Origin of the sequence: Paracoccus suum (genome assembly GCF_003324675.1) — a bacterium.
Taxonomy (GTDB): domain Bacteria; phylum Pseudomonadota; class Alphaproteobacteria; order Rhodobacterales; family Rhodobacteraceae; genus Paracoccus; species Paracoccus suum.
The window spans coordinates 547354-562412 of the sequence record NZ_CP030918.1 but is presented as its reverse complement, the minus strand read 5'-3'; the positions used below and the strand labels follow the sequence as shown (position 1 = coordinate 562412).

Annotated in this window: 15 protein-coding genes; 6 read left to right on the top strand and 9 right to left on the bottom strand. The window is 66.8% G+C overall.

What is annotated here, in order from left to right; genetic code table 11:
• The first annotated feature begins 5 nt into the window (after positions 1-5).
• The gene (locus DRW48_RS02710; RefSeq protein WP_114075063.1) at positions 6-212 is read left to right on the top strand and encodes a KTSC domain-containing protein; all 207 of its coding nucleotides are present in this window, start codon (positions 6-8) and stop codon (positions 210-212) included.
• Positions 213-218: 6 nt separating this feature from the next.
• Here the strand turns inward: DRW48_RS02710 and DRW48_RS02705 are convergent, their stop codons facing one another.
• The 5 genes from DRW48_RS02705 to DRW48_RS02685 all read right to left on the bottom strand — a co-directional run bounded on the left by DRW48_RS02705 (position 219) and on the right by DRW48_RS02685 (position 6072).
• Positions 219-3044, bottom strand: a complete 2826-nt coding sequence (locus tag DRW48_RS02705) for a valine--tRNA ligase (protein WP_114075062.1) — start codon at positions 3042-3044, stop codon at positions 219-221.
• Between the two features lie 81 nt (positions 3045-3125).
• Positions 3126-3776, bottom strand: coding sequence for a glutathione S-transferase family protein (locus tag DRW48_RS02700; RefSeq protein WP_114075061.1), 651 nt, complete (start codon positions 3774-3776; stop codon positions 3126-3128).
• 3 nt (positions 3777-3779) lie between these two features.
• Entirely contained in the window at positions 3780-4547 is a 768-nt protein-coding gene (locus DRW48_RS02695; RefSeq protein WP_241963350.1) for a YceI family protein, read from the bottom strand.
• Positions 4544-5350 carry a VOC family protein gene (locus DRW48_RS02690; protein WP_114075060.1) on the bottom strand — a complete coding sequence of 269 codons (807 nt, stop codon included), beginning with the start codon at positions 5348-5350 and terminating at the stop codon, positions 4544-4546. Before DRW48_RS02690 ends, DRW48_RS02695 begins: the two co-directional genes overlap by 4 nt.
• A gap of 8 nt (positions 5351-5358) precedes the next feature.
• Entirely contained in the window at positions 5359-6072 is a 714-nt protein-coding gene (locus tag DRW48_RS02685) for a DUF1428 domain-containing protein (RefSeq protein ID WP_114075059.1), read from the bottom strand.
• Positions 6073-6171: 99 nt separating this feature from the next.
• On the opposite strand from DRW48_RS02685, the gene DRW48_RS02680 reads away from it, so the two are divergent.
• Positions 6172-6828 (top strand): winged helix-turn-helix transcriptional regulator, encoded by a 657-nt coding sequence (locus DRW48_RS02680; protein ID WP_114075058.1) that lies wholly within the window; start codon positions 6172-6174, stop codon positions 6826-6828.
• A 10-nt stretch (positions 6829-6838) separates the two neighbouring features.
• Here the strand turns inward: DRW48_RS02680 and DRW48_RS02675 are convergent, their stop codons facing one another.
• Complete coding sequence (locus DRW48_RS02675; protein WP_114075057.1) at positions 6839-7270, bottom strand: Lrp/AsnC family transcriptional regulator; 432 nt, start codon at positions 7268-7270, stop codon at positions 6839-6841.
• Between the two features lie 144 nt (positions 7271-7414).
• Here DRW48_RS02675 and DRW48_RS02670 point away from each other — a divergent pair, with 144 nt between their 5' ends.
• Positions 7415-8557 carry a type III PLP-dependent enzyme gene (locus tag DRW48_RS02670; protein WP_114075056.1) on the top strand — a complete coding sequence of 381 codons (1143 nt, stop codon included), beginning with the start codon at positions 7415-7417 and terminating at the stop codon, positions 8555-8557.
• A 48-nt stretch (positions 8558-8605) separates the two neighbouring features.
• On the opposite strand, the gene metF is transcribed toward DRW48_RS02670, so the two are convergent.
• The gene (gene metF / locus DRW48_RS02665) at positions 8606-9475 is read right to left on the bottom strand and encodes a methylenetetrahydrofolate reductase [NAD(P)H] (protein WP_114075055.1); all 870 of its coding nucleotides are present in this window, start codon (positions 9473-9475) and stop codon (positions 8606-8608) included.
• Positions 9476-9560: 85 nt separating this feature from the next.
• Here metF and DRW48_RS02660 point away from each other — a divergent pair, with 85 nt between their 5' ends.
• The gene (locus DRW48_RS02660) at positions 9561-10469 is read left to right on the top strand and encodes a LysR family transcriptional regulator (RefSeq protein ID WP_114075054.1); all 909 of its coding nucleotides are present in this window, start codon (positions 9561-9563) and stop codon (positions 10467-10469) included.
• 333 nt (positions 10470-10802) lie between these two features.
• Positions 10803-11591, top strand: a complete 789-nt coding sequence (locus DRW48_RS02650; protein ID WP_114077317.1) for an inositol monophosphatase family protein — start codon at positions 10803-10805, stop codon at positions 11589-11591.
• Positions 11592-11600: 9 nt separating this feature from the next.
• Here the strand turns inward: DRW48_RS02650 and DRW48_RS02645 are convergent, their stop codons facing one another.
• A complete protein-coding gene (locus DRW48_RS02645; protein WP_114075052.1) occupies positions 11601-12671 on the bottom strand; it encodes a DNA topoisomerase IB in 1071 nt (356 codons plus the stop codon).
• 57 nt (positions 12672-12728) lie between these two features.
• Positions 12729-13454, bottom strand: a complete 726-nt coding sequence (locus DRW48_RS02640) for a rhomboid family intramembrane serine protease (RefSeq protein ID WP_114075051.1) — start codon at positions 13452-13454, stop codon at positions 12729-12731.
• A gap of 143 nt (positions 13455-13597) precedes the next feature.
• On the opposite strand from DRW48_RS02640, the gene DRW48_RS02635 reads away from it, so the two are divergent.
• Positions 13598-14869, top strand: coding sequence for a 4-aminobutyrate--2-oxoglutarate transaminase (locus tag DRW48_RS02635; protein ID WP_114075050.1), 1272 nt, complete (start codon positions 13598-13600; stop codon positions 14867-14869).
• Positions 14870-15059: the final 190 nt, after the last annotated feature.

Sequence of the window (15059 nt, the reverse complement as noted above, 5' to 3'; positions counted from 1 at the left end):
CTCTGATGCCTGTCCTTGATTCCAGCGCCATCCTGCAGGCGGAATGGGCCGACGGCCGGCTGGTATTATGGTTTCCGGATGGCGACCGCTACGCCTATCGGGACGTCCCAGAAAAGGTTTATCACGCCCTGCTGGCCGCCGGATCAGCCGGCGCGTTCTTTTCGCAGCATATCCGCGACGCCTATCCCGCGCAGCGGATCGGGCGCGGCTGAGGGCCGCTACATCGCGGCCAGCTGCGCGATGGCGGCGCGGGCGCGGGCCAGATCCTCGTCCAAGGCCGCAAGCTTGGCCTCGGTCTCCTCGATCACCTCGGGGTCTGCGTTCTGGGCGAACTTCGGATTGCCGAGGCGCGCGCGCAGGCCGCTTGCGTCCTTGTCCAGCTTCGCGGCCGCCTTTTCCAACCGCGACGCCTCGGCCGCGGGGTCGATGACGTCGCCGATCGGCAGGCCAAAGCTGGCGCCGGGCGCGGCGACGGCGATCATGCCGCGGGCCATTTGCCCGTCCTGCGCCGGGTTTACCCGGGCGAGGCGCTCGATCAGCGGGGCATTGGACGCCAGCGCCGCGCGCGCTGCCGCATCGGCCTCGGTCACGACCAGATCCAGCTTAGCACCGGCCGGCACGCCCATTTGGGCGCGGGCGCTGCGGACCGCGTCTATCAGGGTGATAACCCAGTTCATCTCGCGGTCGGCATCCGGGTCGATCTGCGCCGCCTCAAGCGCGGGCCAGTCGCTGACGGCCAGCATCGCATCGCGCTCGCCAGTCAGGCGCCACAGTTCCTCGGTGACGAAGGGCATGAAGGGGTGCAGCAGGGCAAAGGTCTGGTCCAGCACCCAGCCCATGGTGGCGCGGGTTTCCTCGGCCGCCTCGCCGTCGAACAGGGGTTTGGCCGCCTCGACATACCAGTCGCAGAGCTTGCCCCAGGCGAAGGCGTAAAGGGCGGCCGCGGCGTCGTTGAACCGGAAGGCCGTCAGCGCCTCGTCGACCTGCGCCTGAGCCCGCGCCAACTCGCCCATGATCCAGCGGTTGACGGTATGGGCCGGCGCCGGCCGCGCGACACCGCCGCGAACGCCGTTCATCTCGGCAAAGCGGGTGGCGTTCCAGATCTTGGTGACGAAGTTGCGGTTTCCCTCGACATGCTTCGGCCCCAGCTTGGGATCGCGTCCCATGGCCGCCATCCCCGCGAGCGTAAAGCGCAACGCATCGGCGCCGAAATCGTCGATCAGTGTCAGCGGGTCGATGACATTGCCCTTGGACTTGGACATCTTCGCACCCTTCTCGTCCCGCACGAGGCCGTGGACGTAGACGGTTTCAAAGGGCACTTTTCCGGTCAGCTCCAACTGCATCATCATCATTCGGGCGACCCAGAAGAAGATGATGTCAAAGCCCGTGACGAGGGTGGAGGTCGGGAAATACTTCCGCAGTTCCTCGGTATCGCCCGGCCAGCCCATCGTGCCGATGGGCCAGAGGCCGGACGAGAACCAGGTGTCGAGAACGTCGGGATCACGCGTCAGCTTGCGGCCGGGCGCCATCGCCTGCGCCTCGGCCTCGGTCGCGGCGCAATACTGTTCGCCGTCTTCGTCGTACCAGACCGGGATCTGGTGCCCCCACCACAGCTGGCGGGAAATCGTCCACGGCTCGATGTTCTCCAGCCAGTGGAAATAAACCTTCTCGTGCTGCTCGGGCAGGATCTTGGTTCGGCCGTCTCGGACCGCGTCGATGGCGGGCTGGACGATCTTTTTGGTGTCGACGAACCACTGGTCGGTCAGCATCGGCTCGATCACCACGCCCGAGCGGTCGCCATGCGGCTGCATGATCGGCTTGGCGTCGACCACGGGATTGCCCTCGGCATCGGTGACGGCGAGGCCTTCGCCGGTGATCTCGGCGATCACCTGCTTGCGCGCCGCCATCCGGTCGAGGCCGCGCAGATGTTCGGGGACGAGGTTCACGGCGGACACGTCCCCCACATCCTCGCCGCGGGCGGCGCGCGTCGCGATGGCGGCGCTTTCCGCGTAGGGCAGGCCGTCGGCCCGCATCTGCGCCTTGGTGTCCATGAGCGCATAGAGGGGGATGCCGTTGCGCGTTGCGACGCCGTAGTCGTTGAAATCATGCGCGCCCGTGATCTTGACCGCGCCTGAGCCGAAATCGGGGTCGGGATATTCGTCGGTGATGATCGGGATCAGGCGGCGATGCTCCTTGGGGCCGACCGGAATTTCGCACAGGATCCCCACGATCGGGGCGTAGCGTTCGTCCGACGGATGGACCGCGACCGCGCCGTCGCCGAGCATCGTTTCGGGACGCGTCGTGGCGATGGAGATATAGTCGCGTGTCTCGCGCAGGGCCTCGACTCCGTCGGCATCGCGCTCGACATATTCATAAGTGGCCCCACCGGCGAGCGGGTATTTGAAGTGCCACATATGGCCGGGAACCTCGCGGCTCTCGACCTCCAGATCGCTGATCGCGGTTTCGAAATGCGGGTCCCAATTCACCAGCCGCTTGCCGCGGTAGATGATGCCCTTGTTGTAGAAATCGACAAAGACGCGGATCACGGCGTCGTGGAAATTGCCCTCTTCGCCGGCCGGCGCGCCGGGGGCGCCCGACATGGTGAAGGCGTTGCGCGACCAGTCGCAGCTTGCCCCGAGGCGCTTCAGCTGGCCGATGATCGTGTCGCCGGATTCCTGCTTCCAGGCCCAGATCTTCTCGACGAACGCCTCGCGTCCGATCTCGCGCCGGTTCGGTTCCTGCCGTTCGGCCATGCGGCGCTCGACCACCATCTGGGTGGCGATGCCGGCATGGTCCTGACCGGGCTGCCACAGGGTGTCAAAGCCGCGCATCCGGTGCCAGCGGACCAGAATGTCCTGCAGCGTGTTGTTCAGGGCATGACCGACGTGCAGGCTGCCGGTGACGTTGGGGGGCGGGATGACGACGCTGAACGCCTCGGCGCCGGGGCGGGCATGGGCGCCCGCCTTGAATGCGCCTGCGGCGTCCCAGTCACGGGCAATGCGCGCCTCGGCGGTGGCGGCGTCGAAGTTCTTGTCCATCGTCATCGGGGCGGCTTTCCTTTGTCCGCACCCGACATAGACAAGCCGGACGGTCCGGCCAAGGCCCCTAGAAGGCGGCGTCCGCCATCATGCGTCTACCTTGCGCGCCGCGTCGGCGGCGGCAAAATGCGCGATCTGGTCGGCATGCGCCTTGGCAAAGGCCGGGCGGCCGGTCGCGCGCGCCACATAGGCGGTGAGCGCGGGATAACCCGCCAGCCCGCCCATGTCGCCGACGATACGCAGGACATCGGCCATCAGCAGGTCTGCCACCGTAAAGCCGCCCCCGACCAGCCAGTCGCGGCCGGACAGCTGCGTGTCGAGTTGCGCCAGCCGCTGGTTCATCCGCTTGGCAGCACGCTCGGCCGCCGCCTCGTCGTGGTCAAAGACCTTGGCCGTTTGCCAGGGCAGCGTCGCGGTCTCGATCGAGTTCGCGGCGGCGAACAGCCATTGGGTCACCTCGCCGCGCAACGCCGGATCGTCCGGCATGAGGGCAGGGGATTTCTCGGCCAGGTGCAAAAGGATGGCGCCGCTCTCGAAGATCACCTGATCGCCCTCGTGCAGGACCGGCACCTGCTGAAAAGGCTGCATGTCGCGGTGTGCCTCGGTCCGGGGATCGATCGGCACGGTCTCCACGCGGTAGGGCAGCCCGGCCTCCTCGCAGGCCCAGCGGGGGCGCAGATCGCGCACATAGCCGCGCGCGAATTCGGGCACCCAGTCATAGGTTGTGATGGTCAGCATGGCTCATTTCCCCGGACGCACGGCGAACTCGGCGTCGATCTGGATGGTGATGGGATCGGTGAAGAACGCGTTCAGTCCATAGGCCTGCGGGTCGATCTGGGTTTCCGCATGGGCGCCGATCAGGTCGGTGATGACCGGGTTACCGTTATCGTCGCCGGTAAACCCGCGCCCGGCGCCGACCAGCGTCAGTTGGAAGGTGGCAGGGTGGGTCTTGCCCATGATCTGCAGATCGCCGGTCATCGAGCCCTGAGTAGGGCTGTCGGCAACAAAGCCAGTCGTCGTAAAGGTCGCCTTCGGATGGGCAGGGGCGTTCAGGTAGTCCGGCCCGGTCAGCACCTCTGCAAAGCCCGCGAGGGGATGGCTGATCGAGGCAAGCTCGACACTGGCGGTCAGGCGGCTTTGCGCCGGATCGTCCGGCACCCAGTCGAGCGTCGCCTCGGGCCGGTCAAATCGGAACAGGCTGACCGAAAAGCCCATGTGCGGGACCCGCGCGACGACCGCCGTATGAGCGGGGTCCATGACGTAATGACCGGCAGCGGCGGCATGATAGTCGGCAACGCCATGCGGCAGGTCGGCAGGGGTCGGGGCCGCGGCGGGAGCCGCCGCCGGGGCGGGCGACGCTGGCGGTACAGTTGCGGCAGGTGCCGATGCGTTCGCGGCCGGAGCCTCTGAAGTCGCTGCGGCTGCAACTGCGGGCGCTGCGCCCTGCGCGAGGGCCGGACCGGCGGCAAGAAGTGCCGCCAGTCCAAGGGATGCGGCGCGAACCATCATTTCGTCACGTCGCGCGGGCCGACGACGGCGAACCAGCCGCCCTGGGGGTCAGTCGCGACGGCGATGTAGGCGCCGCCGGGAACCTCTATGGGGCCGCGATGCAGCTTGCCGCCGCCATCGGTGATGCGGCTGATCGCGGCGTCGATGCCGTTGGCGCCGAAATAGGGCAGCCAGGTCGGCATCGGGGCCGAGCCGAGGCCCATCATTGCGCCGATGTCCCGCCCCTTGTGGGCGATCAGCTGGTAAGTGCCCATGGCGCCCATGTCCATCGCCTGGCTCTTGGTCCAGCCGAAGAGCCCGGAATAGAAGTCGAATGCCGCTGCCGGGTCGGTCGACATCAACTCGTTCCAGTTGCCGTGGCCGGCCTTGGACTGGTCAAAGGCGCCGCCGCCGGCCTCGGCCTTGGCGCGGTCCTCCGGGGACATTCTGGACATGTCCGGCTGCAGGATGCCGAACACTGCGCCCTGCGGGTCGGTGGCGACGGCAAAGCGGCCGGTGCCGGGTATATCGGCTGGCGGCTTCAGGATCGAGCCGCCGGCCGCGGTGATGGCCGCCGCGGTGGCGTCACAATCGTCGGTCGCGAAGTAGATCAGCCAGTTTGTCGGCGGGGCGCCCGCCTGGCCTTCGGTGGACATCATGCCCGCGACCATGTCGCCGCCGGCGCTGGCGAGGCGGTAGTCGAACCCCTCCATCGGGGCGCGGGCGATCTGCCAGTCGAGGGCGCCGGCATAAAACCGCTGCGCGCCATCCAGGTCGGTGGTGCCCAGTTCGTACCAGCAGGGGTTGCCTTGAAAGCTCGTCATGATGGACCTCAGTTTTTGGCGGAATCGAACAGCGGGGCAAAGCCGCCGTAGACCATGCGGGCCCCGTCGAAGGGCATGTCGGGCATCGGCTTGTCCGCCATCTCTTTCTCCATCGCCTTGCCGGCGGCCTCGCAGGTGGGACGGTCGGGCCAGGTCATCCAGGAAAAGACGACCGTCTCGTCGTCCCTGGCCTCAATGGCGCGGTAAAAGTCGGTCTGTTTCCCGTGCGGCACATCCTGCGCCCATGTCTCAACGACGCCGAGGCAGCCTTTGGGCTGGAACATGTTGCCCCAGGCGTCCTCGGCCACCTTGGCATAGGCATCGCGCTTCGCGGTCGGGACGGGGACGATAAAGCCCTGCAGCCAACCCGCGCCGCGGTCGGTGCCCTCGCTGGTGAGCGGGGAAAACCCGCCAAAGATCATGCGTTTGCCGTCGAACGGCATCTCGGGCATGCCCGTCGGGTCCACCTGCGACCACGCCTTGTCGGCGGTGGCGCGGTCGGGCCATTCAATCCACGAGAACACGACAGTCTCGTCATCCTTGGCGGCGACGGCGCGGGCAAAGTCGGTTTGTTTGCCGGGCGGAATATCCTCGCCCCAGGTTTCGACCATGCGCGTTGCGCCGGCCTTCTGGAAATAGGGCCAGGCGGCCGTGGCGTGGTCGAGGTAGGCCTGCCGATTCGCCTTGGGAACCGCGCAGACGGAGCCAGTGTAATAAGTCACTTTCAATCCTCCCCTTCACTTGTTGGGCAAGCCTGCGAGCTTCACTTGCAAAATGCAACTAAGAAATTGTAATATGCAAGTACAGGCGGAGAATGGATCATGGCAAAGCCGAGGCGCAGTTATCAGCAAGGGTGTCTGGCTGCCCATGCGCTGGACCTGATCGGCGATCGCTGGGCGCTGCTGATCGTCCGCGAGTTGATGCTGGGGCCGCGCCGGTTCCGGTCGCTTGCGGCCAATATCGCTGGCATCGCCACCAACATGCTGACCGCCCGGCTGGAAGGGCTGGAGGCGGGCGGCGTGATCAGTCGCCAGGTGCTGCCGCCCCCGTCGGGCGTTGCGGTCTATGCGCTGACGCCCGCCGGCCACGGCCTGACACCGGTGATGGATGCGCTCTGCCGCTGGGGCGCCTCGATGCCGGGGCATGATCCGCGCCTGCCGATCAGCCCGGCCTCGCTGATGCTCTCGATGCGCGCGCAGTTGCGGCGCCAGGCCGCGGATGCGCTGCCGATGGAGGCGGGATTCCAGCTTGGCGAGGAAGGATTCGTCGCCAGCATCCGGGACGGGCGTTACGAAGTCGTGCGCGCCGACCCGCCGCAAAGGCCGCTGCTACTGACGGGCGCGCCCGGCGCCATGGCGATTGCCGTCTACGGCCCGCGCCCGCTGGCCGAAATGGCCGCCGTCGGCGCAATCAGCGTCACCGGCGATCTGGCGCAGGCGCAGCGCTTCGTCGACCAGTTCAGCCTCGACACCCGCTGAGGCGCGTTCGTCAGACGGCGCGGTCCAGCTTGGTTGACAGGTGAATCAGGCTCTCGCTGCTGCGCACGCCCTGCAGACCGCCGATCTGGTCCAGCACATCATCCAGTTGGCTGGTGGAAGCGGCCGCGAGTTGCAACAACAGGTCCACCCGGCCACTGGTGGTGTGGATGCGCTCGACCTCGGGGAAGGCTTTCAGCTTGGGGAGGATCGCGACCTGCGCGCGCGGCTCGACCGTCAGCAGGATGGTCGCGCGGATCCGGCCCTCGCGCGCTGCCTCTCCCAGGCGAACGGTGTAGCCGGCAATCAGCCCGCCTGTTTCCAGCTTTTCCAGCCGCGCCTGCACAGTCGAGCGCGCAACCTTCAGCCGCCGCGCCAGCACCGCAACGGAAATACGGGCATCCTGCCCAAGTTGCGCGAGAATGCGCCGGTCTAGGTCATCCAAAGCTCACCTGTCGAACTGACGCGCGTTTCGGCAGTTTAACCGTCTTGTCGCGCTATTCCACCCTTTTCATTGATGAAACGGTAACCCATAGCGCGCATCTTTCCGGTTCAAAGACCGCAGGCGCCGTACGAAAGGGCATGACGCATGGACGACAGGAAGACCGTCTGGAGGAATCCGGCTGATATCATCCGCAGCCTGCGGCCCGAAGATCCGGTCATGGTTTTCGCGCCGACCGTTCTGCAAGACGCCGCGCGCCGATTCCTTGAGGGCTTTCCGGGCCTTGTGACCTATGCCGTCAAGTCGAATCCGGGCGAGGCGGTGATCCAGAACCTGGTTGCTGCCGGCATCTCCGGCTTTGACGTCGCCTCGCCCTTCGAGATCGACCTGATCGGCCGCCTCGCCCCCGGAGCCGCGCGCCACTACCACAATCCGGTCCGCAGCCAGGCGGAGATCGAACTTGCTGTCGCCGCCGGGATCACTTCGTGGTCGGTCGACAGCCGGACCGAACTCGACAAACTGTTCGCGAAGGTGCCGACGGACGGGGTCGAGATTTCGCCCCGCTTCAAGCTGCCAGTCGCGGGTGCAGCCTATGATTTCGGCGCCAAGTTCGGCGCCTCGCCCGAGCTTGCGGCCGAGTTGCTGCGCGCTGTCGCGGACCGCGGCCATGTTGCCTCGCTGACCTTCCATCCGGGCACGCAATGCGTCGATCCGTCGGCCTGGGAGACCTATATCCGCACGGCCGCCGAGATTGCCCAGATGGCAGGCGTGCGGCCCAAACGGCTGAACGTCGGCGGCGGCTTTCCCTCGTGGCGGGTCCACGGGATCGAGCCGGACCTCGACGCGATCTTCGCCCGCATCGGCGAGACGACGGCCGAGGCGTTCGGCACGGACGCCCCCGCGCTGGTGTGCGAGCCGGGCCGCGGCCTCTGCGCCGATGCTTTTTCGCTTGTGACCCGGATCAAGGCGATCCGCGACGGCGGTTCGGTGTTCCTGAACGACGGCGTCTACGGCGGCCTGACCGAGCTGCCGTTGATCGGCAACCTCGACCGGCTGCAGATCCTTGCGCCCGACGGCACCCCGCGCGGCGAGCCCGCGGTGCCGCGCCCAGTGTTCGGCCCGACCTGCGATTCGGTTGACCGGCTGCCTGGCGAGATCGCGTTGCCCGAGGACATGGCCGAAGGCGATTACCTCGTCTGGCACGGCGCCGGCGCCTATTCCGTGGTAACCAACACCCGCTTCAACGGCTTTGGCGACATGCAGCACCTTACCGCGATGTCACTGAGCTGAACCGCGTTCGCGCCGGGGCGCCCATGGCCCGGGTGCGAACCTGAGGTATCAGGCCACCGCCGCGAGGGCATCGCCCTCCGGCGGGATGCCGAGCCGGTCCAGTACGGCGCGGGTCATCTCTGGCCGGTTCAGCGTATAGAAATGCAGGTCCTGCACACCGCCGTCGCCCAGACGGCGGCAAAGGTCGGCGCAGATGTCGGCGGCCAGGTCCTGCTCGCGGCCCTCGGCCTTGGCGGCAGTGAAGGCCTCATCGAGGCCCTCCGGAACGGAGGTACCGCAGCGCGCGGCAAAGCGCTTGGCCCCATCCCAGGACTGGATCGGCAGGATGCCCGGCACGATGGGCGCATCGACCCCTGCTGCGGCGCAAGCATCGCGAAAACGAAAGAAGGTGTCGGCATCAAAGAAGAACTGCGTGATGGCCGAGGTCGCGCCCGCCTCGATCTTGCGCTTGAGCCAGGCGATGTCGGCGGCAGTGCCCTGGCTGTCGGGATGCGGCTCCGGGTAGGCGCCGACGCGGATCGTCATGTCGCCGCGCGCGGCGATCGCCTCGATCAGATCGACGCTGCCGGAAAAGCCGTCGGGATGGGCCACAAAGGGGCCGCCGCCGGGCATGTCGCCGCGCAGGGCGACGATCTCGCGCACGCCCTCTTTGGCGTAGCTGTCGACGATGGCCAGTGTCTCGTCCCGCGTTGCCTCGACGCAGGTCAGGTGGGCGGCGACGTTCAGGCCGTAATGCGTTCCGATGGCGGTCACCGCCTCATGCGTCAACTGCCGGGTCGTGCCGCCGGCGCCGTAGGTCACCGACACGAATCCCGGCTTGTAAGGCGCCAGCATCCGCGCCGCCTCGGACAGGCGAAAGGCCCCGTCGAGGGATTTGGGCGGAAAGAACTCGAAGCTGAGGCGCGGGCGCGGGGACATGGCGGACTCCTTGGACGGGTCGTTGTGCCGCAAAGACGAGCATGAGACAAACGCGACGTACTCAACCCTTTCATGAGTAACGCTCATGCACCTCGATCTGCGCCACCTGCGCACCATTGCCGCGATTCACGAGCATGGCGGCCTTGGCCGGGCGGCAGAGGTGTTGAACCTGACCCAGTCGGCGCTGAGCCATCAGCTGAAGGCGATGGAAGCGCAAGCAGGCGTGCCGCTGGTGGTGCGGCGGGCCAGGCCCCTGCGGCTAACGGCGGCCGGATTGCGGCTTTTGCGCACGGCCGAGGCGGTGCTGCCGCTGATCGCCAATGCCGAGGCCGAGTTTCGCGATGTCGAAAAGGGTCGTGCCGGACGGTTGCATGTCGCGATGGAATGTCACGCCTGCTTTGACTGGTTGCTGCCCGTCATGGACCGCTTTCGCCGCAACTGGCCGGACGTGGACATCGACATCCGCGCGGGGCTGGCCTTCCAGGCGCTGCCGGCGCTGGTGCGCGAGACGGCGGATCTTGTCATCACCTCGGACCCCGAGCCGCTGGAGGGGATCACCTACCAGCCCCTGTTCGATTACGCGCCGACGCTTGTTGTGCCCGCCGGTCATCCCCTGGTGGCCAAGGGCTATGCCGAGGCGGCTGATTTCGCCGACCTGACGCTGATCCACTATCCCATGGACCGGGCGCGCCTGGACATTTTCTCGCACCTGCTGACCCCGGCCAAGGTAGAGCCCGCGGCGCTGCGTGAAGTCGAGCAGACGGCGGTTGCCCTGATGCTGGTCGCCGCCGGGCGCGGGGTGACGGTAATGCCCGACTGGGTGGTGCGGCGCGAGGCCGCGAACCCGGAGCTTGCCTTTCTGCCGATGACCCGTACTGGCCTGCGACGCCGGATGTACGCGGCACTGCGCACTGAGGCGTTGGCCTTGCCCTATATGGCCCATTTCCTGCGCCTCGCCCGGACCGACTCCTTGCAGCTACAGAGTTCTGATTAGCTCTCCGTTACGGTCGTACTAGGATTCCTTCGGGCGTAGGCCTTGGTCACAAACCTTCCCGTCGAGGCGCTTCGGCTCCTTCCGGTAGCCCTCCCTCCGCGCCTTTCGCTGACTGTCCTGCTGGGATGTCGAGCAGCCGTGCTGGCCTTGACAAAGCGCCCACTAGATGCGCTGCGATGCATTTTCGCCATAGCTACCTCCTGATGTGGTAAGCGACTCGCGTCGCTCAACATATAGCAGGGAAGGGCCGGTACGAAAAGTGAACATCTTGTTGGTCTTCACTTCCCTTTTCCTCCAGCCTAAACACACCGCTTGTCCGCACAGGAAACCGCCATGCCCAGCGCCAATATGAACGTGATGATCAAGGCCGCGCGCAAGGCCGGCCGCGGGCTGGTCAAGGACTTTCGCGAGGTCGAGAACCTGCAGGTCAGCGTCAAGGGCGCGGGCGACTTTGTCAGCCGCGCCGATCGCGAGGCCGAGCGGCTGATCAAGGAAGAACTGCGCGGCGCCCGCCCGACCTATGGCTGGCTGGGCGAGGAAACCGGCACCGAGGCCGGCGAGGATCCGACGCGGCGCTGGATCGTCGATCCGCTGGACGGGACGACCAACTTTCTGCACGGCATGCCTCACTGGGCCGTCAGCATCGCGCTGGAGCACAAGGGCGAGATTGTCGCCGGCGTAGTCTTTGACCCGGCCAAAGACGAAATGTTCTGGGCCGAGAAGGGCGCCGGCGCATGGATGAACGACCAGCGGCTGCGCGTCTCGGGCCGCAGCCGCATGATCGAGGCAGTGTTTGCGACCGGCGTGCCATTCGGCGGCTCGCGCCATCTGCCCGCGTTCCTCAAGGACACCGCCCGCATCGCGCCGATCACCGCCGGCGTGCGGCGCTGGGGATCGGCGGCGCTGGACCTCGCCTATGTCGCTGCCGGCCGATTCGACGGCTACTGGGAGCGCGGCATCCAGCCCTATGACGTGGCGGCCGGGGTCGTTCTGGTGCGCGAGGCCGGCGGCTTTGTCGAAGGGCTGCGCAAGGGCGAAAGCCCGGTGGAATCGGGCGCGATCCTGGCCTGCAACGCGGGGCTTTTCACCACCTTCAGCGAGACGCTGCGCGCGGCCGACTGACGGCGCGCTTCAGGCCTTCTTGTGGTCGGCCTCGAGGCGGCGGTGCAGGAAGGCCAGCACGAGCGCCTCCTCCGGACGCAGACCCTCGGGGGCGGCGATCTGGTCCTCGATCTCGTCGCGCAGGTCGGGGGCGAGGCCTTCCTCCAGATAGCTCTCGATCACGGCCGGGTGGACATAGCACTTGCGGCAGATCGTGGGCGTATTGCCGAGGCGCGCCGAGACCTTTTCGATCGCGTCGCGGACATTGCGCTTGGCCGCAGCCTGGCTGTCCACTTGCTCGTATTCCGCCAGTGCCAGCGCCGCGAGGACCGTCCCGGTCCAGGTGCGGAAATCCTTTGCGGTGATGTCGCTGCCCGAGATTTCGCGCAGGTAGGCGTTGACGTCACCCGAGCTGACGTCGTGCCGCCCGCCCTCGTCGTCGATATACTGGAACAGGTGCTGGCCGGGCAGGTCCTGGCTCTGCTTGACGATTCGCGCCACGCGTCGATCCCTGAGGCCGAGGTTCCATTCCTTGCCGCTCTTGCCCTTGAAGCGAAAGCGGATCTCGCTTCCGTCGATGTTCACATGGCGATCGTTCAGGGTCGTCAAACCGTGGCTCTTGTTCTGCTTGGCGTAATCGGTGTTTCCGACACGGATCATCGTATGTTCCAGCAGGTGCACGACTGCGCCGATGACCTTTTCGCGCGGCATGCCCCGGCGCGCCATGTCGGCGTCGACGCGGGCGCGGATGCCGGGCAGGGCCTTGGCAAATTCCAGCATGCGCTCGTATTTGGTGCTTTCGCGGACTTCGCGAAAGGCGGGGTGATAGCGATACTGCTTGCGCCCCTTGGCGTCGCGGCCGATGGCCTGGATGTGGCCGCGCGGATCCGTGCAGATCCAGACATCGGTATAGGCGGGTGGGATGGCGAGGCTGCGGATGCGGGCGAGTTCAGCTTTGTCGCGGATTAGGCCCTTGGGGCCGCGGTAGGACCAGCCCTTGCCCGCGCGGCGTCGCGTGATCCCCGGCTCGGTGTCGCTGACATAGGTCAGGTTCGCGCTCTCGGCCGCATCGCGCGGATCGATGATGTTCTCGCCGTCCATTCCCTGTGCCCTGCCACCTCATCCCACCCCGGGGCAACGCAGCGTCCGCGGCGTGGTTCAGCGGCGCACGACGGGAATGCGTGAGGTCGCGAAGGCGGTCGGCGGGTTCGGGGGCCGGCCGTGGGTGCGGTCCCAGAACGCGCGCCCGCCGCGCCGAATCAGCAGGGGAAAGGTCAGCACCAACCCGACCAGGAAGCCGCCGGTATGGGCAAGGTAGGCCACGCCCGATTCCGCGCCCATGGTCGAATAGGTGCTGAACAGCTGCAGCCCGAACCACAGCACCAGCACGACCCAGGCGGGAATGGTGAAGCGTTTGATGAGGATGATGATGATCGCGATCACGTCGACGCGGGCCTTGGGAAACAGCAGCAGATAGCCGCCCATTACCCCCGCGATCGCGCCCGAGGCGCCGACCATCGGCACATTGCTGGACGGATCGGCGGCGATCTGCGCCGCGGCCGCCACCAAGCCACAGGTCAAATAGAACAGCAGGAACCAGACATGCCCCATCTGGTCCTCCAAGTTGTCGCCGAAGATCCACAGGAACAGCATGTTCCCCCCGAGGTGCAGCAGTCCCGCATGCAGGAACATGTGTGTCACCAGACCCCAGACATGAACGCCGTGCATCACCGCGACGGGATACAGCGCGCCCTCGATCCACCACTGAAGGAAACCGCCCAGGTATGGCTCGGTCAGCACGAAGGCGGCGATGTTCAGCGCCACCAGCATGTAGGTGACATAGGGCGTGGTGTCGGACGGATTGTGATCGCGGATCGGAAACATGGCACCAATATCGCCTTCGGTGCGCGACCCTGACCGAGGGCGGGCGCCAGCGCAAGCGCGGCGGCGGCAGCACGCCATCTCTGGCAGTGGCAGGGCGGGCGCGGTAGAAGCGTGCGACAATTGTACCGCGAGGGGGAACCGCGATGTCCACGATGACCGACCGCAAGAACGCCGCGATCTCGCGCGGGGTGGGAATGACGACGCAGATCTACGCAGATCGCGCCGAGAATGCCGAGATCTGGGACAAGGACGGCAACCGCTACATCGACTTTGCCGCTGGTATCGCCGTGGTCAACACTGGCCACCGCCACCCCAAGGTGATGCAGGCCGTCAAGGACCAGTTGGACCGCTTTACCCACACCTGCCACCAGGTCGTCCCCTACGAAAATTACGTCGCCCTGGCCGAGCGTCTGAACGAGCTGACCCCCGGCGATTTCGAGAAGAAGACCATCTTCGCTACCACCGGCGCCGAAGCGGTCGAGAATGCCATCAAGATCGCGCGCCACTACACCGGCCGCCCCGGCGTCGTCGCCTTTACCGGCGCGTTTCACGGACGGACCTTCATGGGCATGACGCTGACCGGCAAGGTCCAGCCCTACAAGGCCGGCTTCGGCGCAATGATGCCCGATGTCTGGCACCTCCCCTTCCCCAACGACCTGCACGGCGTCACCCAGGAGGACGCGGTCCGCGCCCTCGACAAGCTGTTCAAGGCCGATGTCGATCCGCAGCGCGTCGCGGCGATCATCGTCGAGCCCGTGCAGGGCGAGGGCGGCTTTTACGAGGTGCCGGCCGGCTTCATGAAAAAGGTGCGCGAGCTTTGTGACGAGCACGGCATGCTGCTGATCGCCGACGAGGTTCAGACCGGCTTTGCCCGCACCGGCAAGCTGTTCGCGATGGAACACCACGGCGTCGCCGCCGACATCACCTGCATGGCCAAGGGCCTTGGCGGCGGCCTGCCGATCAGCGCAGTCACCGGCCGGGCCGAGGTCATGGACAGCCCCATGCCGGGCGGCCTCGGCGGCACCTATGCCGGCAACCCGCTGGGCGTTGCCGCGGCGCATGCGGTCCTCGACGTGATCGAGGAAGAAGAGCTTTGCGACCGCGCGACCCGCCTCGGCCAGCGGCTGAAGCAGCGCCTTGCCGGCCTGCGCGACAGCGTCCCCGAGATCGTGGACATCCGCGGCCCGGGCTTCATGAACGCGGTCGAGTTCAACGTCGCCGGCACCGACAAGCCGAACCCCGAGATGACCAACCGGGTCCGCGAGGAGGCGCTGAAGCGCGGCCTGATCCTGCTGACCTGCGGCGTCTACGGCAACGTTGTGCGTTTCCTCGCCCCGCTGACCATCCCGGATGCGGTTTTCGATGAGGCACTGAACGTGCTGGAAGAGTCGGTCATGGCGGCCCGCGCCGCCTGATCCGCGCGCGGCAACAGCCGCAACCACGGTATCCCTGAAACCGCAGCCCCTTCGCCGGGCTGCGGTTTCTTTTTTCCGGGCCGGCGCGTCCGGCACGATCCCTGCCATGTGCGGCGCGATCCACATTTATCTGCCGACGCCGTATTCCCCGCTTCCCCGAACTTCACGATTCAGCTACCGTGGCGACACC

Excerpts from the sequence above, each read along its gene's own strand:
- DRW48_RS02710 (WP_114075063.1), top strand. The coding sequence starts at position 6 with ATGCCTGTCCTTGATTCCAGCGCCATCCTGCAGGCGGAATGGGCCGAC.
- DRW48_RS02705 (WP_114075062.1), bottom strand. The coding sequence starts at position 3,044 with ATGACGATGGACAAGAACTTCGACGCCGCCACCGCCGAGGCGCGCATT.
- DRW48_RS02700 (WP_114075061.1), bottom strand. The coding sequence starts at position 3,776 with ATGCTGACCATCACAACCTATGACTGGGTGCCCGAATTCGCGCGCGGC.
- DRW48_RS02695 (WP_241963350.1), bottom strand. The coding sequence starts at position 4,547 with ATGATGGTTCGCGCCGCATCCCTTGGACTGGCGGCACTTCTTGCCGCC.
- DRW48_RS02690 (WP_114075060.1), bottom strand. The coding sequence starts at position 5,350 with ATGACGAGCTTTCAAGGCAACCCCTGCTGGTACGAACTGGGCACCACC.
- DRW48_RS02680 (WP_114075058.1), top strand. The coding sequence starts at position 6,172 with ATGGCAAAGCCGAGGCGCAGTTATCAGCAAGGGTGTCTGGCTGCCCAT.
- DRW48_RS02670 (WP_114075056.1), top strand. The coding sequence starts at position 7,415 with ATGGACGACAGGAAGACCGTCTGGAGGAATCCGGCTGATATCATCCGC.
- metF (WP_114075055.1), bottom strand. The coding sequence starts at position 9,475 with ATGTCCCCGCGCCCGCGCCTCAGCTTCGAGTTCTTTCCGCCCAAATCC.
- DRW48_RS02660 (WP_114075054.1), top strand. The coding sequence starts at position 9,561 with ATGCACCTCGATCTGCGCCACCTGCGCACCATTGCCGCGATTCACGAG.
- DRW48_RS02650 (WP_114077317.1), top strand. The coding sequence starts at position 10,803 with ATGCCCAGCGCCAATATGAACGTGATGATCAAGGCCGCGCGCAAGGCC.
- DRW48_RS02645 (WP_114075052.1), bottom strand. The coding sequence starts at position 12,671 with ATGGACGGCGAGAACATCATCGATCCGCGCGATGCGGCCGAGAGCGCG.
- DRW48_RS02640 (WP_114075051.1), bottom strand. The coding sequence starts at position 13,454 with ATGTTTCCGATCCGCGATCACAATCCGTCCGACACCACGCCCTATGTC.
- DRW48_RS02635 (WP_114075050.1), top strand. The coding sequence starts at position 13,598 with ATGTCCACGATGACCGACCGCAAGAACGCCGCGATCTCGCGCGGGGTG.